Raw genomic sequence first — 20,896 nt, forward strand, 5'->3', positions numbered from 1 at the left:
CTTCACGCCCGCCCCGCCTTGAGTCACGGCCCGCATCCGGTAATGCCAGGTCGGATGATCCTGCGCGCCGCCGCGCACATCATCGGGCCAGCGCGCCATTTCCAGGAACCGGCGCCGGTCGCGCTCCGCACCCTCGGCGCGATCGATCGCCACCTGAAAGGGACCAGGATCCGGATGCGCGGCAAGCAGCCGCAGCATCTCCGCGACCACCGCCGGGTCGTCACGCATCAGTTCGTCATACGCGATCGCCGCGGCCACCATATGCCCCGGCCTGCTCCAGGCCTGAGCGGGCGCGGATGGCGCGACGATGGCGACGACCAGCAGCGGTGCGAACAGCGATCTCATCCCGGGTCCTTCAAAAGGTCATGGTGGCGCGCGCGAAGAACTCGCGGCCATTGGTGCCGATCGCGCCCGCTTCGGGGTAAAGCAGCCCGCCGCCCTGAGTCAGGGCACGCTCAACGGTCTTGTCGGGATAGGCATTGGTCAGGTTCAGGATGCCAATGCCGAAGCGGAAGCGTTCGGCGACCTTGAGTTCGGCGGTGAGATCGATCGACGTCACCGCGCCATAAGTCTGCGGGGTCAGCACCGACGTGGTGGTGAACGATCCGAACCGGACCAGCGCGGCGCTCAAGCCGAAAGCGCCGGCATCGATCCGCGCGGCAAGGGCAAGCTTGTCCTTGGGTTGCGCGACGGTGAGCAATTGCAACGCGGGTCCACCGAGCAGCGGCAGCGCGGGAATCACGCGATTGACCGCCAGGCGATCCACCCTGGTGTCGACATGCGCATAGCTGGCGGTCACATTGGCGCGAATGCCGCCGAAGCGCCGGGTCCAGTCGGCGGTGATCTCATACCCCCTGGTGGTGGTGTCGAGCGCATTGGTGAAGAAGCGCGCCTGCGAGGCATTGGTGATGCCCGCCGCCTTCAGGATGGCGGTGACCGCCGCGCCGCTCAGCGTCTCGCTGAGCGCGATGCGGTCGGCGATCTCGATATGGAAGAGATCGGCGGACAGGACGAAGCCGGCGAACGGCTTGAGCACGATGCCGCCGCTGAGATTGCGCGACCGCTCCCTGCGCAAGGGGGAAGCGCCAAGCGCGATCGCCACGGGATCGGAAACCGCGAAGGTGCCGATATTGACCAATACCCCGCCGCTCGACTGGCTGGTGACCGTGCTGAAATATTGCTGCTGCAGCGATGGCGCGCGAAACCCGGTCGACGCGGTCGCCCGCAGCGCGATCAGGTCCACCGGCTGGTAGAAGAAGCTCAGCTTGCCGGTCGTCGCATTGCCGAAGTCGCTGTAACGCTCATGGCGCACGGCGGCGCCCAGGGTCATGTGCCGGATCGGGCTCAGCTCGAGATCGCCATAGAAGCTCCAGGCGCTGCGGCTTTCATCGACCGGAATGGGCGGGTTATAGCCGGGAAACCCCTGTGCGCCCGCGCCGGTATAGGAACCCGGCTCGCCCGGGCGGAGCTTGAAGGTCTCATGGCGATGCTCGACGCCCGCGGCGAGGTTCAGGCCGGCGGCAAGATCGATCTTCCGGCTGATGTCCAGGTTCGCGACATTCTGAAAATAGCGCGCGCCGCCACCGGCAAAGGCGCGCGGGCTTGCCGCGCCGAGCGACGTGTTCACCGTGTCGAAGACATTGAAGCTCGCGTCGCTCAGACCCATCGTGTCGCTGAGATCGAAGCGCCAGCCATCCACATCCCCCGAAACGCCGACCGATCCGCCGGCATCGTCAAGGTTCACGCGAATATGCGGCACGAATCCTTGCGGATAAAAGGCGGGCGCGATCGTTGGCGCGCGATACTGCGCCGGACTGGTCGAGCGGCGATGATCGTAAATGCCCTGAGCATAGAGTTCGACGGCCCCGATCGGCAGACGGAAGCTGCCCGCCAGATTGATGTCGAGCGACTTGGGGTCGCCTTGTTCACTGGTGATGCGGCCATAACGACTGTCCACGCCGGCACGGTTGGTCGCACCGCGATCGCGCAGCTCGGCAGTCAGGTTGAGCGACCCGCCCTGCCCGATCGCAAAGCCATGGTTGAGCGCCGCGACCAAAGTCCGGCCGTCGCCCTTTTCGGTGACGCCCGATTGAACGCTGGCGGAGCCACCGCTGGCGGATGAGCGCAGCGTGATGTTGATCACGCCCGCGATCGCATCCGAGCCATATTGCGCCGCGGCGCCGTCGCGCAGGATCTCGATCCGCTCGATCGCCGAGACCGGAATGGCGCCAAGATCGACGGGCACCGATCCGCGCCCGACGACATTGTTGAAATTGAGCACTGACGACAAATGCCATCTCTTGCCATTGACCAGCACAAGCACCTGGTCTGGCGCCAGCCCGCGCAAGGTCGCCGCGCGCGTGTTGGCGCCGGACGGGCCCGTCGCGGTGCGGGGATAATTGAACGACGGCGCGAGATATTGCAGCGCGCGGTTGAGATCGGTCAGCCCCCGCGCCTGCAGGTCATCGCTGCTGAACACATCGACCGGCGATGGCGATTCCGTGACCAGCCGGCCCGAGGAGCGCGTGCCGACGACGAGAATGTCGGCTTCCTCCGCCTCTTGCGCAAATGCCGGCGTCGCCGCTGAAGCGGCGAGCAACATAGTGATGAACGTCAAACGCATGATCAACCCCCGATTTCTGCGCGGTCCATAAGCGCAGGGCGATCGGGGCCGGTATCGCGCAGAGCCGCACGTCGCGTTGCGTGCGACGCAACGGAACCGTCACGGGAGCGTGTTAATTGGTCTGCATGTTGCGTCAAATGCCCCCGCTGGAAGCCGTCGAAGCGTTTCTCGTCGCGGCGAAATCGCGCAGTTTCCGCGCCGCCGCCACCGCGCTCGCACTCAGTCCTTCGGCCTTTTCCCGGCGTATCCAGCTGCTCGAGCGCTTTGCTGGGCGGCAGCTGTTCGAGCGCACCAGCTCAGCGACATTCCTGAGTGCGGATGGCGCGCGATATCTGGCCGATATCGGGCCAGCGATCGAAACGATCCTGCACGCGACCCGTTCGCTGCGTCAGACCGGGAGCGACCATATGCTGCGCATGGCGACCTCCCATTCGCTGGCCGCCGAATGGTTGATGCCGCGGCTGCCGAGGCTCCTGTCGGAAACCGGCATCGAGCTCGACCTTGTCGTATCGCGCGATCCGGACTGCCTGCGCACACAAATGGCCGACATCGCGCTGTGGGGCGGGCCGACGGCCGACCGGAAGCCGCTGGTCGATGTAATCGCCAATCTCGACGCGGTGCCGGTCATCGCGCCACGGCTGACCGATAATGGCTCAGCGCCCCGAACGCTCGCCGACCTGGCCGAACAGCCGCTGATCGAAGTGCGGGCCAATGCCGGGCTGTGGCGGCACTGGCTGCACAAGGCCGGCTATCGCGGCCCGCCACCCGCGGTCATCGCCAGCTATGATACCAACCAGCTCAAGAATGAAGCGGCGGCTTCCGGGCTGGGCGTGGCGCTGGCGACACCCATGGTCTCGGAGCGCTTCCTGGCCGATGAGCGGCTGGTTGCCTTTGCGCACCTGCGGCTTCCCACCGACCAATGCTATAGCCTTCATTATGCCAGCGCCGATTTGCGCTCGCGGCCCCACGTCCATGTCCTGAGGGAATGGCTCAGCGCCGAGGCCGGCGCATCGGTGACGCGCTATGATCGCTGGTATGCGGCTGGCGCGCCCTGCTAGAATTTGATCCAGCAAGACGCCACCGCATCGATCAACGCGTGGCGTTATATTTCAGCTGATCGTCGGTCAGTTGGAAGCCGACCAGCGCCTCGAAGGTCGCGCGCTGCACCGCCTGGCGAATCTCCGGCGCGGTCAACGGATCAACCGCAGCGTCGTTGTCGCCGGCCTTGCGCTTCTGGGTGAGCTTCTGCTTCACCTCATCGGACAGCGTCGCGGCACTGCGCGCGATGATCGAGCTGCCCTCACCCGTGGCCGAGGCGCGGGTCTGGCCGGCGTCGAAGTGCAGGTTCACGTGCCCGATCCGCTTGGCGATGACGGCGGTGCCACCCCGCACCACGGTGATGAAATAGGGGAGCGTCACATCGCGCGGCGCATCGGCGCGGACGCGGCTGGCGCGGACCTCAAACGTCACGCTGGTGACGATATCATTGGTCGCATCGGCACAGGTTGAACGCACATTGGTCATCGATGCGGTCACGTCGATCGCCGACGCATCGCGGCTGGCCGGCGGATCGAACAGGGTGACGTCACCGGTCGCGGCCGGAATACCGACCGTCGGACAGGCCGAGCGGACCGCGGTGATGCCGACGCCGCCCGTCAGGTCGATGTCGCCCTTTTTGGCACAGCCGCCGACCAGCAACAGCGCAATGACGGGAAGGACGATTTTCGGGGCTGTCACGGGCATACGCACCTTATCACAAGGAAGGGGCCATGACACTCGCATGCCGGCCCCGGAAATGCCGTCACCATAGGAACCGGCTTTCGCCCGCGCAAGCAATCGCGTAGAGCCACGCCACATGAGCATCCCGGAAAAGCCTGCCCTGCAACTGCTGATCGCGGCTCCGCGCGGTTTTTGTGCCGGCGTCGATCGTGCGATCCGCATTGTCGAACTCGCGATCGAGAAGCATGGCACACCGGTCTATGTCCGGCACGAGATCGTCCACAACAAATATGTCGTCGACACGCTGCGCGCCAAGGGCGCGATCTTCGTCGAAGAACTCGACGAGGTTCCCGAAGGCGTGCCGGTGGTGTTCTCCGCGCATGGCGTGCCGAAATCCGTGCCGACCGCAGCACAGGATCGCGGCCTGACCTATCTCGATGCGACGTGCCCATTGGTGTCGAAAGTGCATCGCCAGGCCGAACGGCTCGTTGCGGCGGGCCGGCATATCGTGTTCATCGGCCATGCCGGCCATCCCGAAGTGATCGGTACGTTCGGACAAGTCCCCGAAGGCGCGATGACGCTGATCGAGGATGTCGCCGATGCCGAGAATTTCGCGCCCGCCGACCCGACCAACATCGCCTTTCTGACTCAAACCACCTTGTCGGTCGACGATACGGCCGATGTCGTGGCGACCCTGCAGCGCCGCTTCCCCGCCATCCAGACGCCGCGCCCCGACGACATCTGCTACGCGACGTCGAATCGCCAGGCGGCGGTCAAGTCGATCGCGTCGATGTGCGACGCGATGCTGGTGATCGGCGCCCCCAATTCGTCGAATTCGGTGCGGCTGGTGGAAGTCGCCGAGCGCGAGGGCACGCCGGCGCGGCTGATCCAGCGCGCCGACGATCTCGACTTCGGCTTTCTCGCGGGCGTGACGACACTGGGCATCACCGCGGGCGCCTCGGCTCCCGAGATATTGGTACGCGAACTGGTCGAACGACTGAGCCAGCGTTTCACGATTGACGAGCAGGAAGTCGAAACCAATCGCGAAACCGTCTCGTTCAAGCTCCCCCGCGGCCTCGAAGCGGCCGCCTGAATGGCCGTCTATACGCATGTGTCAGCCGAAGCGCTGACCGGTTTCCTCGCGCGCTATGATCATGGCGAACTCGTCTCGGCCAAGGGCATCGCCGAGGGTGTCGAGAACAGCAACTATATGGTCGATACGACGAGCGGCCGATTTATCCTGACCCTGTACGAGAAGCGTGTGAACGAAGGCGATCTGCCCTTCTTCCTCGCGATGCTCGATCATCTCGCGGAACGCGGCAATCCGGTGCCGCGCGCGCTGACCGACCGGTCAGGCGTCGCGATCCAGCAACTCGAGGGTCGGCCGGCATGCCTGATCGAATTCCTGCCCGGCGTCTCCATATCGCACCCGACACGGGCGCAGGCCGTTGCGGCCGGGGCTGCCATGGGGCGGATGCATGAGTCGCTGACCGACTTCACCGGTGCACGGCCCAATAGCCTTGGCCCGGACGACTGGGCAGTTTTGCTGGCCCGCTGCGGGCGCGATCTCGATACGATCGAGCCAGGCCTGTTCGACCATGTCGATACGGCGCTGGCCCGCGTATTGACCGAATGGCCGCACGATCTGCAACGTGCGGCGATCCATGCCGATCTGTTTCCCGACAATGTCCTGATGCTCGGTGATCAGGTCAGCGGGCTGATCGATTTCTATTTCGCCTGCACCGATATCCGGGCCTGGGACCTGGCGGTAATGCACAGCGCCTGGGCGTTCGATGCGCATGGTATCATGGCCGATCGCGACATCGGGCCGGCACTGGTCGAGGGTTATGCTTCGCGCTTCCCCTTGAGCGATGCCGAACGTGCGGCGCTGCCGGTGCTTGCGCGTGGCGCGTGCATCCGTTTCCTGCTGACGCGCGCCTGGGACTGGCTCAATACGCCCGCCGATGCGCTGGTCACGCGCAAGGATCCGCTGGCCTATCTGCGCCGGCTCAACGCCTATGAGGCAGAAGGCGCGACGCTTTTCGCATGACTGATACCAAGACTGAGATGACGCGAGTCGAGATCGCCACTGATGGCGCGTGCAAGGGCAATCCGGGGCCTGGCGGCTGGGGTGCGCTGATTCGGTCGGGCGGCAAGGAAAAGGAATTGTCCGGCGGCGAGAAGCTGACCACCAATAACCGGATGGAATTGACCGCGGCGATCCGGGGGCTGAACGCGCTGACCCGGCCGTGCCTGGTCACACTGTCGACCGACAGCCGCTATGTGATGGATGGCCTGACCAAATGGATCAAGGGCTGGCAGCGTAATGGCTGGAAGACCGCTGACAAGAAGCCGGTCAAGAATGCCGATCTCTGGCAGGAATTGCTTGACGCCGCCAAGCCGCACCGCATCGAATGGGTATGGGTAAAGGGCCATGCCGGTCACCCCGACAATGAGCGGGCCGACCGGCTGGCAAGCGACGCGGCCGATGCCGCGCGCAAAGGCTAGGCTTTAGCTCTTCAGCTTCAGCTATTGTCTTCGGTCGGCGCGCCCGGGCCGTTCTTCTTGATCGAGTCGATCGCATTCTCGGCGGATGCCTTGCTCGAATAGCCTTCGGTCGAGAACATCACTTCGCTGTTATATTTGAAGCGAACGCGGAATTCGCCAGCCTTGTCCTTATAGATCTCGAACTTGTGCGCCATGGTCATCCTCCATCGTTGGACTAATTCAGGTTAAGCGCAAAAATCCCGTTACGCCAGCGGTCTGAAACGGCCGGGCGCGTACGCCGCAGGATCGATCGCCGCGACGATCGGGTCGGGTGCGCGGCCGAGCAACAGCGCCGCGGCCAGCGCGGCGGCGGCCGGTGCGGTCTGGATGCCGAAACCGCCCTGCCCCGCACACCAGAAAAAGCCCGGCACGACGGGATCGAAACCATAGACCGGCAGCCGGTCGGGCGCGAAGCTGCGCAGCCCGGCCCATTTATGCTCGACCGCCGCGATACGCCAATCGACCACCTGTTCGAATCGGTCGATCGCGATCGCCACATCGAGTTCCTCGGGCGCGACATCGCCCGGGTCGACCAGGGTTTCGTCATGCGGGCTGAGCCAGAGTCTCCCGGCCCCTTCCGGCTTGAAGTAGAAGCGCCCGGCAATATCGGCGACCATCGGCATGTCCGCCGGCGTGACGGCATCGATCCGCAATTGCGCGATGGTGCGGCGATAGGCCTTGATACCGATCGGCGCGACACCGGCGATCGCCGCCACCTGGTCCACCCAGGCGCCGGCGGCATTGACCAGGACGGTCGCGTTGAGCGGCTGCGCGCCTGCCTCGACCTGCCAGCCATCGGCCAGCCGTACGGCGCTGCGCAACGGCGCCGACAGCCTCAGCATGGCCCCCGCCCGCCGTGCGCGAGCGAGAAAATCGCCATGGAGCGCACCGACATCGATATAGTTGGTGCTCGCCTCCAGCACACCCAATGTCCAGTCGGGACGCAGGCCCGGGATCAATCCGGCGGGATCGACCGCGACGAGCGGGACGCTGGTTCCCGCGAACCGGGCCAGCAAGGCCTGGATCGCCGTTTCATCCTCGGCACGGCCGATATGGAGCGATCCGAGCGGATCGAGAAAGCCGCCATCACGAAGCGCGGGGCCGGATGCGGTGGTCAGCGGCTGGATGCCGGGACCGCCATAGGTTTCGGACCAGAAGGCAGCGGATCGCCCGGTCGAATGATAGCCGGGCGTATCCTCGGCCTCGATCAGGACGACCGACGCGTGCGGCGCCACGGCGGCGGCCAGACTCGCACCGGCAATCCCTGCGCCGACAATGGCGATGTCGTAGCGGTCCATGCGCGGTTCGTTTCAGGCCCGGGCGCGCGCCGCGAGGAAGAGGTCGATCTCACCGATCGCGCGATTGCGCACCGCATCGCCCTCGCGCAGCACCTCATGCGACGATTCCCGGCCGAAACGTACCACGCGCACATCGGGCAGCTTGCCCGCAACCTGCAACGCCGCCTTCGGGTTCACCAGCTTGTCGGCCTCCGCGACGATGAGCAATGTCGGCACGGTCATGGTCTTCAATCGCGGGTCGTCGCGCTGGCGCCGGGTCGATTCGAATGCCTGCATCACCCAGCGCCAGCTTGGTGGGCCGAGCAGCAATTCGGGCTTGGTCCGCTGCCAGAAGATTTCGTCATCGTACCGCGCGCGGTCATGAGTCAGCAGCGCCTGGCGCGTCACGGTCGTTGCTGGGCGCTCATTGCCCTTCCACGCCGGTCGCGCCGAATTGCCGACGCCACCGAGGAATTTCGCCATCCGCTCACCCAGCCGCGCGCCAAGCGGGCTGTGCAGGCCAAGCATCGGCGCAACCAGGACCGCCGCATCAGGTTTCGCAACACCCTCGATCATCGCGCGCAGGATCAAATGCCCGCCCATCGAATGGCCCATCAATATCTTCGGGCCGACAGCCGCTTGCTGCCATTCGGCCCAAAAGGCGGCGAAGTCGGCGATATAGGTGCCGAAATCCTCGATATGGCCGACATGAGAATCGGGCGACACCCGCCCCGATCCGCCCTGTCCGCGCCAGTCGAGCGACGTGATCGACCAGCCCTGGGCATGCCAATGCGCGAAAACCTCAAGATATTTTTCGAAAATATCGCCGCGTCCGCCCTCGAATAATATGCTGCCGCGCTTGGTTGCGCCCGCTGCGGGCCAGTCGAAACGGCGGAATTCCCAGCCATCGGGGCCCTGCCAATGGGTGATGCCGGCACCCGGCGGAATCGCGCGGCGATACGATTGAGGTGAATCCATTGGCAATCGTTACTTTTTGGAAAGCCATGCCGTCTAGGGAATTCCCTTATGGGTTGGGGAATTCCGATTGCTTCGCTGCTCGGCGCACTGGCGCTGCTCCTTGTTTCCGCCGGGATCGAGGATTTGCGCCACCGTGAAATCGCCGATTGGAAGAACATCACGATCGCGCTGCTCGCCCCGCTCTGGTGGTGGGTGAACGGCCTCGCGATCTGGCCCGACATGGCGACTCAGATCGGCCTGGCTCTGATCGTGTTCACGCTGTTCTACATCGCGTTCCATTTCGGTCAGATGGGCGGCGGCGACGTCAAGATGATCGGCGCGCTCGCCTTGTGGTTCCCGCTCGTTCCGCTCGCATCGATGCTGATCATCATGTCGCTGGTCGGCGGCGCGCTGACTTTACTGCTGCTGATCGAGCAGCGCGTCCGCAAAAAGCCGGGGTCGCCGGAGATCCCTTACGGCGTCGCGATCGCGATCGCCGCCCTCATTACAGTTCGCGAACCGATTTTTAACCAGTTTCTGTGAATGATTAACGCCGGATCGACCGTGATCCGCGCTCGAAAAGGTCCGAAGCGTTATGGATACCCGTAAGATCGTCCTGCTGGTGGGTGCATTGATCGTCGCCGCCATCACCGCGTTCATGGCGCGCAGCCTGATCACGGGCAGCCCTGCGCCTGTCGCCGGTGCAGCGACGGTGGCCGCGCCGGTCGATGGACCGGAAGTGCTGGTGGCGACGCGCGCATTACCGGTCGGCACCATCCTCGACGCGACGGCGCTGAAGTTTCAGCCCTGGCCCAAGGAGCTGGTCGAGAACGCCTATTACATCAAGGCCGACACCGACCTGAAGGCGTTGCAGGGCACGGTCGTGCGCAATGCGATCACGGCGGGGCAGCCGGTGACGCAAGGCGCGCTGGTCAAGCCCGGCGACCGCGGCTTCCTGGCGGCGGCCCTCGGCGCCGGCATGCGCGCCGTGACCATTCCGATTTCGGTCCAGACCGGCGTTGCCGGCTTCGTGTTCCCGGGCGACCGCATCGACCTGATCCTGACCCAGACAGTTCCCGGTGGTGGCGATGGCCCGCCGCTCAAGGCGTCCGAGACGATCATGCGCAACCTGCGCGTCCTCGCGACGGACCAGCGCACCGACAACACCACCGGCGAAGACGGCAAGACCGTGGTCCGCACCTTTTCCAACGTGACGATCGAGGCGACGCCCAAGATCGCCGAACAGATCGCCGTCGCACAGACGCTGGGCGCGCTGTCGCTGTCGCTGCGTTCGATCGCCGACAATAATTCCGAACTCGAACAGGCGATCGCCAGCGGGGACATCAAGGTCCCGGAAACCGACGATCCCAAGGCCGAGAAGGCGATGATGCTGAAGCTTGCGAGCCAGCCCGCCACCGGCAACAACACATTCGCCGTCGGTGCCGATGTGTCGCGCTTCCAGCGCCGCACCGTGCCCGGCAAGGCCGCAGAAACCAGCATGATGCCGGGAGCGCCGGGGGGCGCGGTGCCGGCGGGGAGTTTTCCGGTCGCCGCCGTGCACGGCCCGGTCGTGCGCGTCGCACGCGGTAACAACGTGACCGAAGTTCCGGTCGGGGGGAAGAAGTAACATGCGTATCGCGCTCACGCCGATCGGCTGGCCGCTGGCCGCCGCTCTTGTCGCGGCAACCGTTGGCGGCGCTTCCGCGCCCGCCCCGGCCCAGACCGCCGCCGCCGCCGCCGCCGCACCCGTGCTGCAGGTCAACACCGGTCGAGGCCGGCTGATCACGCTCGCCCGGCCAATGAGCGACGTGTTCGTCGCCAGCGATTCGATTGCTGACGTACAGGTCCGCTCGGCCACGCAAATCTACGTGTTCGGCAAGACGGCGGGCGAGACCACCATCTCCGCCACCAACAAGGCGGGCGCGGTGGTCTATTCCGCCACGGTCCGGGTCGGCAACAATTTCGATTCGATCCAGCAGATGCTGAACCTCGCCATGCCCGAAGCGCATATCGTGGCGACCCCGATGAACGGCCTGATCCTGCTGACCGGCACCGTCGCCACGCCAGCGGACGGCGCCGAAGCGGAGCGGCTGGTTCAGGCCTTTGTCGGCGACAACACCAAGGTGATCAGCCGCCTGCGCAACGCGACGCCGCTGCAGGTCAATCTGCAGGTCAAGTTCGCCGAGGTCAGCCGCAGTTTCGTCAAGAATATCGGCGTCAATCTGACTACGCGTGACAAGGGTGGCTTCCTGTTCGGGCTCGCCCAGGGTCGTCAGGGATCGATCGCGACCGCGCCGGGCGTTATCGGCAGCGGCACGGTCGACGCCAATGGCGCTCTTCCGGGCCAGACGATCGTGAAATTCCCACCCGCGCTTGGCATGGGTTCCACGATCGGGGCGGCCGGGCGTCTGCTTGGCGTCGATTTGCTCGCATCGCTCGATCTGGGTGAAACGCTCGGACAGGTTTCGACGCTGGCCAATCCGAATTTGACCGCCCTGTCGGGCGAGACCGGCACGTTCCTGGCCGGTGGCGAGATCCCGATCCCGATCAGCCAGGGGCTGGGCGCGGTGTCGGTCGAATATAAGCAATATGGCATCAGCCTGTCCTACACGCCGATCGTGCTCGCGGACGGGCGCATCTCGCTCCGGGTGCGTCCCGAAGTGTCGCAGCTCACCTCGGCGGGCGCGGTGCAGCTGAACGGGACGACCATCCCGGCGATCAGCACGCGGCGCGCGGAAACAACGGTCGAACTCGGTTCCGGCCAGAGCTTCATGATCGCCGGGCTGCTGCAGAACAGCCATGACAACTCGATCGACAAGACCCCGGGCCTGGGCGATGTGCCAGTGCTTGGCGCGCTGTTCCGGTCGAACGGCTTCAAGCGCAACGAGACCGAATTGGTGATCGTGATCACCCCGTATCTGGTCAAGCCGGTCGATGCGAATTCCATCGTCCTGCCGACCGACGGCTATAAGGCGCCGACCGATCTCGGGCGGGTCTTCATGGGCGAGCTCAGCGGCGGCATCACCGGCGGTGACCGACCCAAGCCGCGCATGGCCCCGGATGAAGGGGCGACTCCATCCTTTGGCGCCGCGGCGCCCGTCCTCCCCGCACCCCGCGCCGAGGACCGCCGCGAAGAAAAGGCCCCGCCACCCGCAAAGGCCAAGAAGGGCGCGGCCGTCGCGCCCGGCTTCAGCCTCAACTGACCATGTTCAAACAGCGACGGGCCAAAAATGACCGGCCAAGAAGAGATGAGCCCCAAAGGGATAGAACCATGTTCAAGCGCAGTATCCTGATCGCATCGACCCTCGCTCCGGCCCTGCTGGTGGGGGCGTGCAGCACCGGCACGAAGAACCGTGGTCTCGAATCGGTCCATCAGCCGGTCGTCAGCCGTACCGATCTCGTGTTCGACGCAAGCACCAACGGCAACGGCCTGGCCGACGGCGAGGCACAGCGCCTCGGCGGATGGATGCGATCGCTGCATCTCGGCTATGGCGACCGTGTCGCGATCGACGACCCCAATCCTTCGGGCAATGGCGTTCGCGACGACGTGCAGTCGCAAATCTCCCGCTATGGTCTGTTGCTGTCCGACGATGCTCCGATCACCGGCGCGCCGGTACAGCCGGGCATGGTCCGCGTGGTGGTCAGCCGGATGCGCGCCAAGGTTCCCGGATGCCCCGACTTCAGCCGCGTCAGCCAGCCCGAATTCGAAAGCAACACATCGTCCAACCAGGGCTGCTCGATCAATTCGAACATCGCCGCGATGGTCGCCAACCCGGTCGATCTGGTCCGCGGACAGCCGGGCGCGGACGTCACCGATCCGGCGTCGTCGACCAAGGCGATCGACGCCTATCGCAAGGCACCGATCAGCGTCGGTACCAGCCAGGGTAAAAGCGGCGGGAGCAATTAAGTCATGAACGCACCCTTCAACCCCGGTCGCGTCGGGCACCGCGAACCCTTCGTCGCCTATGTCTGCGACGAGACCACGGCTGAATCGATCCGTCCGGTCGTCGTCGAAATGGGCTGGGCGCCCGAAAAGGTGAACAAGGGCGGGCTGCGCAATGCGGTCCAGTCGCTCTCGGTCTCCGCGAGCCCGCAGATCCTGTTCGTCGATCTGTCCGAATCGGGCGACCCGCTCAACGACATCAACGCGCTCGCCGAAGTGTGCGAGCCCGGCACGGTCGTGATCGCCGCCGGCCAGGTCAATGACGTGCGCCTGTACCGCGACCTGGTGGTCAGCGGGATCCAGGATTACCTGCTGAAGCCACTCAGCCCCGATATGCTGCGCGAGGCCTTCACCCATGCGCAGACCATGCTCAATGCGCCCAAGGTGGCCGATGCCTCGGCCGAACGGCCGCATTGCTCGACCGCGGTGATCGGTGCGCGTGGCGGGGTCGGCGCTTCGACCATCGCCACGTCGGTCGCCTGGGTGCTGAGCGAGAAGGGCAAGCGCAACACGGCGCTGCTCGACCTCGACGTGCATTTCGGCACCGGCGCGCTGACGCTCGACCTGGAGCCGGGCCGCGGCCTGACCGACGCGATCGAGAATCCCAGCCGCATCGACGGCCTGTTCATCGAACGCGCCATGGTCAAGTCGAGCGACACGCTGTCCGTGCTGTCGGCGGAAGCGCCGATCAACTCGCCGGTGCTGACCGACGGCGCCGCCTTCTACCAGTTGCAGGAGGAAATGCGCTCGGCGTTCGAGTGCACCGTGGTCGATCTGCCGCGCAACATGCTGGTGCTCCATCCGCACCTGATCACCGATGTGCAGATCGCCGTCGTGGTAACCGAGCTGACGCTTGCCGCCGCGCGCGATTCGATCCGCATCCTGTCCTGGTTGAAATCGAACGCGCCACAGACTCAGGTCTTCGTCGTCGCCAACCGTGTCCATGCCAACGCGCAGCTCGAGATCAGCCGCAAGGATTTCGAAGGCTCGATCGAACGCCGCATCGATTTCCTGGTCGCCTTCGACCAGAAGATCGCGGCGCAATCGGCCAAGCTCGGCAAGCCATTGGCGGAAGCCGGCAAGGGGTCGAAAACCGTCGCACCGATCGTCGATCTCGCCATGAAGCTGATGGGCGCAGGCGATGCGGCGGCGGAAAATGCCCCGGCCAAGAAAGCGGTCGCCAAGGGCACGTCACTGATGGGCAAGTTCGGCGATTTCAAATCGATGATGCCGAAACGAAAAAAATAAACCGTTGCGGGCCGGTCGATTGACCGGATCGTAACCAAGCGGAGCGCTTGATACCGTCATGGAATTGACGCCAATCATCATGCTGGGCGGGGGCGCCGTGGTCGTCCTGTTGCTCATCGCCTTCGCCTTTTCCGGGCCTTCGGCGGAGCGTGCCCAGGCGCGCCGCCTGTCGACGGTGCGCGCCCGTCACAGCGACTCGACCAATGTCGCGGTCGAAGCGCAGATGCGCCGTATCACCGCCAATCGCGACACGCGGATGGACGGCGTGGCGATGCGCTTCCTGCCGCGCCCCGCCGTGCTGAAGAAGCGTCTGGCAATGACCGGCAAGCCCTGGACGCTCGGCCAATATGGCATGGCGACGGTCGGCATCCTGGTCGTGGTCAGCGCCCTGCTCTGGCTCCAGGGCCTGCCCCTGGCCTTGTCGCTGCTGCTTGGCGTGGTGCTCGGCGCGGGCATCCCTCATATGGTCGTCGGTTTCTTCATCAAGCGCCGCATCGCGCAATTCACCGCCAAGCTGCCCGACGCGATCGAGCTGCTCGTGCGCGGCCTGCGTTCGGGCCTGCCGATCACCGAGACGATCGCGGTGGTCGGCAACGAGGTCCATGGCCCGGTCGGCGTCGAATTCCGCATGGTCACCGACAAGATGAAGATCGGCCGCACGCTCGACGTCGCGTTGCAGGATACCGCCGACCGGCTCGGAACGCCCGAATTCCAGTTCTTCGTCATCTCGATCGCGATTCAGCGCGAGACCGGCGGCAATCTGGCGGAAACACTCGCCAATCTCGCCACGGTGCTGCGCATGCGCGGCCAGATGAAGCTCAAGATCAAGGCGATGTCGTCCGAATCCAAGGCATCCGCCTACATCATCGGATCGCTGCCGTTCATCGTGTTCGGCATGATCTGGATGATCAACGGCAACTATATGCAGACCTTCTTCAAGGACGAGCGACTGATGGTCGCCGGCGGCGGCGGGATGCTGTGGATGGCGATCGGCGCCTTCATCATGGCCAAGATGATCAACTTCGAGATTTAAGGAAGAATACGGGCATCATGGGCGACACGGCTGGACCAACGATCCTCGGGGTCGATGTGATGATGGCGGCGACGCTGCTCGCCGGCGTCGCCGCGTTCGCCGTCATGCTCGCCATCTATGCGGCGACGACGGTGCGCGACCCGATGGTCAAGCGCGTCAAGGCGCTGAACGAACGCCGCGAGCAATTGAAGGCAGGCATCACCGCCTCGACCAAGCGCCGCGCCAAGCTGGTCACCAAGAACCACACCACCGACCGGATCCGGTCGATCCTGTCGTCGCTCCAGGTGCTGCAGGACAGCCAGGTCAAGGCCGCGCAGATCAAGCTGATGCAGGCCGGCATCCGGTCGAAGGAATATGCCGTCGCGGTCATTTTCGGCCGCCTGGTCCTGCCGATCATCTTTGGCGGGCTGATGCTCTATCTCGTCTACGGCACCGACATGTTCGCCGACTACAGCGCGATCAAACGCTATGGCATCGTCGCGGGCACGTTCATCCTGAGCTACAAGGCGCCCGACATCTTCCTCAAGAACAAGATCACCAAGCGTTCCGATGCGATCCGCAAGGGTTTGCCCGATGCGCTCGATCTGCTGGTGATCTGTGCCGAAGCGGGACTGACCGTCGATGCCGCATTCCATCGCGTGTCGCGCGAACTGGGCCGCGCCTATCCCGAGCTGGGCGACGAATTCACCCTGACCGCGATCGAGCTCGGCTTTCTCGCCGAACGCCGCCAGGCGTTCGAGAACCTCGCCATGCGAGTCAAGCTGGACGCCGTCAAAGGCGTGGTGACGACCATGGTGCAGACCGAGAAATACGGCACGCCGCTGGCGTCCGCGCTGCGCGTGCTGTCGGCCGAATTCCGCAATGAGCGCATGATGCGCGCCGAGGAAAAGGCCGCGCGCCTGCCCGCGATCATGACCGTGCCGCTGATCCTGTTCATCCTGCCGACGCTGTTCGTCGTCATTCTCGGCCCGGCGGCATGCTCCATCTCCGACGCGTTCAAGAGCGGGATCTAGGCTCCGCACACGCTTGATCCCGACCGCCTGACTCGTCAGGATCGTTACCGGCGCAACACGCATCGCGCCGGAACTCGTCGGGAATGCTCGTATGCTGTTCACTAGCTTTGGCCAGGTCGTCGTCCTGGTGCTGCTCTTCTTCGGTGGCCTCTGCCTTGGGCTCGGGCTGCATCCGGGCGGCAAGAAATGGCGCAAGCGCCTTTACGCCGAGAGCGAGGCGTACAGCGCCTATCGCCGCAAGGCCGAAGCGAAGATCAGCGAAGGCAGCGCCCGCATTGCCGAGCTCGAACGCGACAATGCCTCGCTCCGGGGTCAGCCGGAGGTGGCGCCCCCCGTCGCCGTGCCGGATCCGCCCTCACCCGCCCTCGCATCAGCCGAGCCAGGGGCCGAACCGGTGGTCGAACCGGATCTGCCAGCGGAAGGTAACCCGGATGACCTTTCGCGCCTGCGCGGCGTGGACGAGCCGCTCCGGGAAAAGCTTGCCGGGCTCGGCGTCACCCGCTTTGCCGATATCGAACAAATGTCGGCCGAGGATGAAATGGCGCTGGAGCAGCGGCTCGGCATCCCCGCCGGCCTGATCACCAGCGAACAATGGCGCGATCAGGCGGCCCTGCTGCGCGCCGGCAAGACCGAGGAGCATGGCGCCCGCTTCGGCGCGGCCTGACGCGTCAGCCGGCCACCGCCGAGCAGCGCGCCGAGCGTCGTGCCGCATCGATCGCGGCGAAACCGGCGCGGTTCTCAATCAGGATGCGGATCAGCGCCACGCCGCGGTCGCCCTCGACGCGCACCACCTCGGCCCCGGCCGGAATCGTCTGGCCGGCACGAGCGATGGCGATGCGCAGCGGCTTGCGCGCGCCCGCCGCATCGTTGCGCACGAACACGGCATTGGTGTTCGCATCGAAGATCGACAACGACCAGTATGGCGCCGCGACCGGTATCGCCTCGACCAGCACCGGGCCGCGCGACACGTCATAGGGGCAGGAGGAATAGGCCAGATCGGGGCTTGGCCGGACGATCGCCCGCGACGCGGCGGTGGCGAGCGGCGTGTGCGTCATCTGGTTGACGCCGCCGATCGACGCGACGCGCTTGACCGCGAGCCACATCAGCACCCGTGGCGTGGCGACCAGAGTCGCTTGCCAGGCGACCAGACCAAGCACGAGCCCGACGAGCAGCGGGAGAGACCAGCGGCGGATCATGCGCAGCCCTCCCGCACGATGCTGGGCAATTGGTCGCGGGTGAAATCGCCCGCGCCGCGATCGGCGGGCAGATAGGCGCGCAGGGTGAGTTCGAACCGACCGGGCCTGCCGGTCGGCAGCCAGTATCCCACCTGCTTGTCGGGCGCGATCGTCACCAGCCACTGCCCCTGCTCCGCCGCCGGCAGCGCAGCGCTGCCGATCGACCAGATATTGGCCGGGTTGGCGACGAGATAGCCTTGCGGATCGTAAAGCGTCAGGCTCCACCATTTGACCGGCAAGGCGCCGCCCATCACGAGGTAGCGACATTTGCCATCGAGCGGGCGGCCGGCATCATCGGTCGCGGCGTTGTAGTAGCGCGTCTCGGTCGCCGGCAGTGCGAGCAGCCCGCGCAACGCCACCACCGCGCGGGTCTTCGCGCTGGCCGCGGCGGTGCCGTAATCCTTGCCGGTGGTCCAGGGCCCGATCGATGTGGCGCTGCCCAGCGCGCCGGCACGCACGCTCCATACCGCACCGCCGGCACCGATCAGGATGCCGGCCACGCCGGTGATCGCATATCTTGCCCATGGCCACATCGCGCTGTCTCCCCCTGCCCTGAGCAGGAGACTGCGCGAAAAGCGGCGGGCAGGCCAGCCTATTTGAGCGCCGCCTGCGCCGCCGCCAGCCGGGCGATCGGCACGCGGTAGGGCGAGGCGCTGACATAATCGAGCCCGATGCTTTCGCAGAACGCGATCGATGCCGGGTCGCCGCCATGCTCGCCGCAAATGCCGAGCTTGATGCCCGGGCGCGCCGCCCTGCCCCGTTCCGCCGCGATCTCGATCAGCTGCCCGACGCCCTCGATATCGAGGCTGACGAACGGGTCCTTGGCGTAGATGCCGCGCTCGACATAAGTGGTCAGGAAGCGCGCCGCGTCGTCGCGGCTCACCCCGAGCGTCGTCTGGGTCAAGTCATTGGTACCAAAGGAAAAGAATTCCCCGATCTCGGCAATCTCGCCCGCCATCAGCGCGGCGCGGGGCAGTTCGATCATCGTGCCGACGAGATACTCGATCGTGCGGCCCTTGTCGGCGAACACCGCCTGCGCGGCCTTGTCGACGACGATCTTCATCAGCTCCAGCTCACGCCGCGTCGCGACCAGCGGGATCATCACTTCGGGGATCGGCGCGTCGCCCGATTTCTCCGCGACTTCGACCGCCGCCTCGAAAATGGCGCGTGCCTGCATCTCGTAGATTTCGGGATAGGTCACGCCGAGCCGGCAGCCGCGATGGCCAAGCATCGGGTTGAATTCATGCAGTTCAGCCGCGCGACGCTTGAGGATCTCGACATCGACCCCGGCGGCCGCCGCGACCTCGGCGAATTCGCTTTCCTCATGCGGCAGGAATTCGTGCAGCGGCGGATCGAGCAAACGGATGGTGACGGGCAGGCCCGCCATCACCTCGAACAGCTGGATGAAGTCGGCGCGCTGTTCGGGCAGGAGCTTGTCCAGCGCGGCGCGGCGGCCCTTCTCATCCTCGGCAAGGATCATCTGGCGCACCGCGGTGATCCGCGCCGCGTCGAAAAACATATGTTCGGTACGGCACAGGCCAATGCCCTCGGCGCCGAATTCGCGTGCGACCCGGGCGTCGAGTGGCGTTTCGGCATTGGCACGGACCTTCAGGCGGCGAACACCATCGGCCCACACCATCAGCGTGCCGAAATCGCCCGACAGTTCGGGCTGCACGGTCGGCACCGCGCCGGCCATCACTTCGCCAGTGGTGCCGTCGATGGTGATCGTGTCGCCCTCGCGTATTTCGCGCCCGGCACTGCCGGTGCCGACGCGCATCACGCCCGCCTTGGCGTCGATCGAGATGGTGCCCGCGCCCGAGACGCAGGGACGCCCCATGCCGCGCGCGACCACCGCCGCATGGCTGGTCATGCCGCCGCGTGCGGTCAGGATGCCCTTGGCGGCGTGCATGCCGTGAATGTCTTCCGGCGACGTCTCGACGCGGATCAGGATCACGCTGTCGCCTGCCGCCGCACGCCGCTCCGCGGTGTCGCTGTCGAACACCGCCGCGCCGCTGGCGGCCCCCGGCGATGCCGGCAGCCCCTTGGTCAGCACATCGCGCACCGCGCTCGGGTCGAGCGTCGGGTGAAGCAATTGATCGAGCGCCTGCGGATCGACCCGCGCCACCGCTTCCTCGCGCGTGATCAGCCCTTCCTCGGCCATATCGACCGCGATCTTCAGCGCAGCCTTGGCGGTGCGCTTGCCCGAACGGGTCTGCAGCATCCACAATTTGCCCTGCTGCACGGTGAATTCGATGTCCTGCATGTCGCGGTAATGCGTCTCCAGCAGGTCGAACACTTTGGCCAGCTCGCCGAACACCGCGGGCATCGCCTCTTCCATCGAGGCCGGCTTGGCATTGGCGGTCTCGCGCGCGGCTTTGGTCAGATATTGCGGCGTGCGGATGCCGGCGACGACATCCTCACCCTGCGCGTTGATCAGGAATTCGCCATAATAAGCGCGGTCGCCCTTGGCCGGGTCACGCGTGAACGCCACGCCCGTCGCGGAGGTATCGCCCATATTGCCGAACACCATCGCCTGCACGTTCACGGCGGTGCCCCAGGCGGCGGGAATGTCGTTGAGGCGGCGATAGACCTTGGCGCGTTCCGACTGCCACGATCCGAACACTGCGCCGACCGCGCCCCAGAGCTGGTCATGCACGTCCTGCGGGAAGGGCTTGTTCCACTGCGCCTCGACCAGCGCCTTATATTCGGCGACCAGCGCCTGCAGGTCCTCGGCGGTCAGTTCGGTGTCGAGATAATAGCCCTTGTCCTCCTTGGCGATCTCGAGCGCTTCCTCGAAGCTGCCATGATCGAGTTCGAGCACCACATCGGCATACATCTGGATGAAGCGGCGATAGCTGTCCCAGGCGAAGCGCGCGTCGCCCGAGGTGGCGGCAAGGCCCTTCACCGTTTCGTCGTTGAGGCCGAGGTTGAGCACCGTGTCCATCATGCCCGGCATCGACGCACGCGCGCCGGAGCGGACCGAGACGAGCAGCGGATCCGACGCATCGCCGAACTTCTTGGTCGTCACGCCCTCGATATGCGCGATGCCGGTGGCGACTTCGTCGCGCAGCGCCGGCGGAAAGGCGCGGCCTTCGTCATAATAGACTTCGCAGAATTCAGTCGAGATGGTGAAGCCGGGCGGCACCGGCAGGCCAATCGAGGCCATTTCGGCGAGGTTCGCGCCCTTGCCGCCGAGCAGATTCTTGTCGCCCTTGCCCCCATCGGAAACCCCGCCGCCGAAGCGGTAGACGTACTGCGTCATTCACTCGTCCCCATTAGATTTGTGCCGGCTGCCGTGAAA

The 20,896-nt window shown here is 65.5% G+C and carries 21 protein-coding genes; 12 read left to right on the top strand and 9 right to left on the bottom strand.

Going from position 1 to position 20,896, the window contains the following annotated elements:
• A partial coding sequence (locus OO12_RS19650; RefSeq protein WP_034160444.1) for a hypothetical protein occupies positions 1-345 on the bottom strand: 345 nt, incomplete at its 3' end.
• A 10-nt stretch (positions 346-355) separates the two neighbouring features.
• On the bottom strand, positions 356-2,623 hold the full coding sequence (locus OO12_RS19655; protein WP_034160645.1) for a TonB-dependent receptor plug domain-containing protein: 2,268 nt from the start codon (positions 2,621-2,623) through the stop codon (positions 356-358).
• Between the two features lie 137 nt (positions 2,624-2,760).
• Here OO12_RS19655 and OO12_RS19660 point away from each other — a divergent pair, with 137 nt between their 5' ends.
• Positions 2,761-3,681, top strand: a complete 921-nt coding sequence (locus OO12_RS19660) for a LysR substrate-binding domain-containing protein (RefSeq protein WP_034160445.1) — start codon at positions 2,761-2,763, stop codon at positions 3,679-3,681.
• A gap of 31 nt (positions 3,682-3,712) precedes the next feature.
• Here OO12_RS19660 and OO12_RS19665 read toward each other — a convergent pair whose 3' ends face one another.
• Complete coding sequence (locus tag OO12_RS19665; RefSeq protein WP_200887521.1) at positions 3,713-4,366, bottom strand: hypothetical protein; 654 nt, start codon at positions 4,364-4,366, stop codon at positions 3,713-3,715.
• A 112-nt stretch (positions 4,367-4,478) separates the two neighbouring features.
• On the opposite strand from OO12_RS19665, the gene ispH reads away from it, so the two are divergent.
• Genes ispH through rnhA form a run of 3 tightly spaced genes read left to right on the top strand, consistent with a single transcriptional unit; the run spans position 4,479 to position 6,850 of the window.
• A complete protein-coding gene (gene ispH, locus OO12_RS19670; RefSeq protein ID WP_034160446.1) occupies positions 4,479-5,435 on the top strand; it encodes a 4-hydroxy-3-methylbut-2-enyl diphosphate reductase in 957 nt (318 codons plus the stop codon).
• Positions 5,436-6,392: a homoserine kinase gene (gene thrB / locus OO12_RS19675; RefSeq protein ID WP_034160447.1), complete on the top strand. Its 957-nt coding sequence runs from the start codon at positions 5,436-5,438 to the stop codon at positions 6,390-6,392.
• A complete protein-coding gene (gene rnhA, locus OO12_RS19680; RefSeq protein ID WP_034160448.1) occupies positions 6,389-6,850 on the top strand; it encodes a ribonuclease HI in 462 nt (153 codons plus the stop codon). The genes thrB and rnhA overlap by 4 nt, the downstream gene beginning before the upstream one ends.
• Before the next feature lie 17 nt (positions 6,851-6,867).
• Here the strand turns inward: rnhA and OO12_RS19685 are convergent, their stop codons facing one another.
• The 3 genes from OO12_RS19685 to OO12_RS19695 are packed head-to-tail and all read right to left on the bottom strand — an operon-like array spanning position 6,868 to position 9,144.
• Positions 6,868-7,044, bottom strand: a complete 177-nt coding sequence (locus OO12_RS19685) for a YegP family protein (protein WP_082006694.1) — start codon at positions 7,042-7,044, stop codon at positions 6,868-6,870.
• A 48-nt stretch (positions 7,045-7,092) separates the two neighbouring features.
• Entirely contained in the window at positions 7,093-8,187 is a 1,095-nt protein-coding gene (locus OO12_RS19690; protein WP_034160450.1) for an NAD(P)/FAD-dependent oxidoreductase, read from the bottom strand.
• A 12-nt stretch (positions 8,188-8,199) separates the two neighbouring features.
• Positions 8,200-9,144, bottom strand: coding sequence for an alpha/beta fold hydrolase (locus OO12_RS19695; RefSeq protein ID WP_034160451.1), 945 nt, complete (start codon positions 9,142-9,144; stop codon positions 8,200-8,202).
• 48 nt (positions 9,145-9,192) lie between these two features.
• Here OO12_RS19695 and OO12_RS19700 point away from each other — a divergent pair, with 48 nt between their 5' ends.
• The 8 genes from OO12_RS19700 to OO12_RS27105 all read left to right on the top strand — a co-directional run bounded on the left by OO12_RS19700 (position 9,193) and on the right by OO12_RS27105 (position 17,024).
• Positions 9,193-9,666 (top strand): A24 family peptidase, encoded by a 474-nt coding sequence (locus tag OO12_RS19700; protein WP_034160452.1) that lies wholly within the window; start codon positions 9,193-9,195, stop codon positions 9,664-9,666.
• 52 nt (positions 9,667-9,718) lie between these two features.
• On the top strand, positions 9,719-10,750 hold the full coding sequence (gene cpaB, locus OO12_RS19705) for a Flp pilus assembly protein CpaB (RefSeq protein WP_034160453.1): 1,032 nt from the start codon (positions 9,719-9,721) through the stop codon (positions 10,748-10,750).
• Position 10,751: 1 nt separating this feature from the next.
• Positions 10,752-12,326: a type II and III secretion system protein family protein gene (locus tag OO12_RS19710; protein WP_034160454.1), complete on the top strand. Its 1,575-nt coding sequence runs from the start codon at positions 10,752-10,754 to the stop codon at positions 12,324-12,326.
• 68 nt (positions 12,327-12,394) lie between these two features.
• Positions 12,395-13,030 carry a CpaD family pilus assembly protein gene (locus tag OO12_RS19715; RefSeq protein WP_034160455.1) on the top strand — a complete coding sequence of 212 codons (636 nt, stop codon included), beginning with the start codon at positions 12,395-12,397 and terminating at the stop codon, positions 13,028-13,030.
• A 3-nt stretch (positions 13,031-13,033) separates the two neighbouring features.
• Positions 13,034-14,314 (top strand): AAA family ATPase, encoded by a 1,281-nt coding sequence (locus OO12_RS19720; RefSeq protein WP_034160456.1) that lies wholly within the window; start codon positions 13,034-13,036, stop codon positions 14,312-14,314.
• Positions 14,315-14,372: 58 nt separating this feature from the next.
• Positions 14,373-15,347: a type II secretion system F family protein gene (locus tag OO12_RS19725; protein ID WP_034160457.1), complete on the top strand. Its 975-nt coding sequence runs from the start codon at positions 14,373-14,375 to the stop codon at positions 15,345-15,347.
• A 17-nt stretch (positions 15,348-15,364) separates the two neighbouring features.
• Positions 15,365-16,360 (top strand): type II secretion system F family protein, encoded by a 996-nt coding sequence (locus OO12_RS19730; RefSeq protein ID WP_034160458.1) that lies wholly within the window; start codon positions 15,365-15,367, stop codon positions 16,358-16,360.
• A 91-nt stretch (positions 16,361-16,451) separates the two neighbouring features.
• The gene (locus OO12_RS27105) at positions 16,452-17,024 is read left to right on the top strand and encodes a hypothetical protein (protein ID WP_052216083.1); all 573 of its coding nucleotides are present in this window, start codon (positions 16,452-16,454) and stop codon (positions 17,022-17,024) included.
• A 4-nt stretch (positions 17,025-17,028) separates the two neighbouring features.
• Here the strand turns inward: OO12_RS27105 and OO12_RS19745 are convergent, their stop codons facing one another.
• The 3 genes from OO12_RS19745 to ppdK are packed head-to-tail and all read right to left on the bottom strand — an operon-like array spanning position 17,029 to position 20,857.
• Positions 17,029-17,556 carry a DUF1254 domain-containing protein gene (locus OO12_RS19745; RefSeq protein ID WP_034160459.1) on the bottom strand — a complete coding sequence of 176 codons (528 nt, stop codon included), beginning with the start codon at positions 17,554-17,556 and terminating at the stop codon, positions 17,029-17,031.
• Positions 17,553-18,128: a DUF1214 domain-containing protein gene (locus OO12_RS27110; RefSeq protein WP_052216084.1), complete on the bottom strand. Its 576-nt coding sequence runs from the start codon at positions 18,126-18,128 to the stop codon at positions 17,553-17,555. Before OO12_RS27110 ends, OO12_RS19745 begins: the two co-directional genes overlap by 4 nt.
• Before the next feature lie 59 nt (positions 18,129-18,187).
• Complete coding sequence (gene ppdK, locus OO12_RS19755) at positions 18,188-20,857, bottom strand: pyruvate, phosphate dikinase (protein ID WP_034160460.1); 2,670 nt, start codon at positions 20,855-20,857, stop codon at positions 18,188-18,190.
• Positions 20,858-20,896 lie beyond the last annotated feature (39 nt).

It is taken from the genome of Sphingomonas sp. ERG5 (assembly GCF_000803065.1).
GTDB lineage: Bacteria > Pseudomonadota > Alphaproteobacteria > Sphingomonadales > Sphingomonadaceae > Sphingomonas.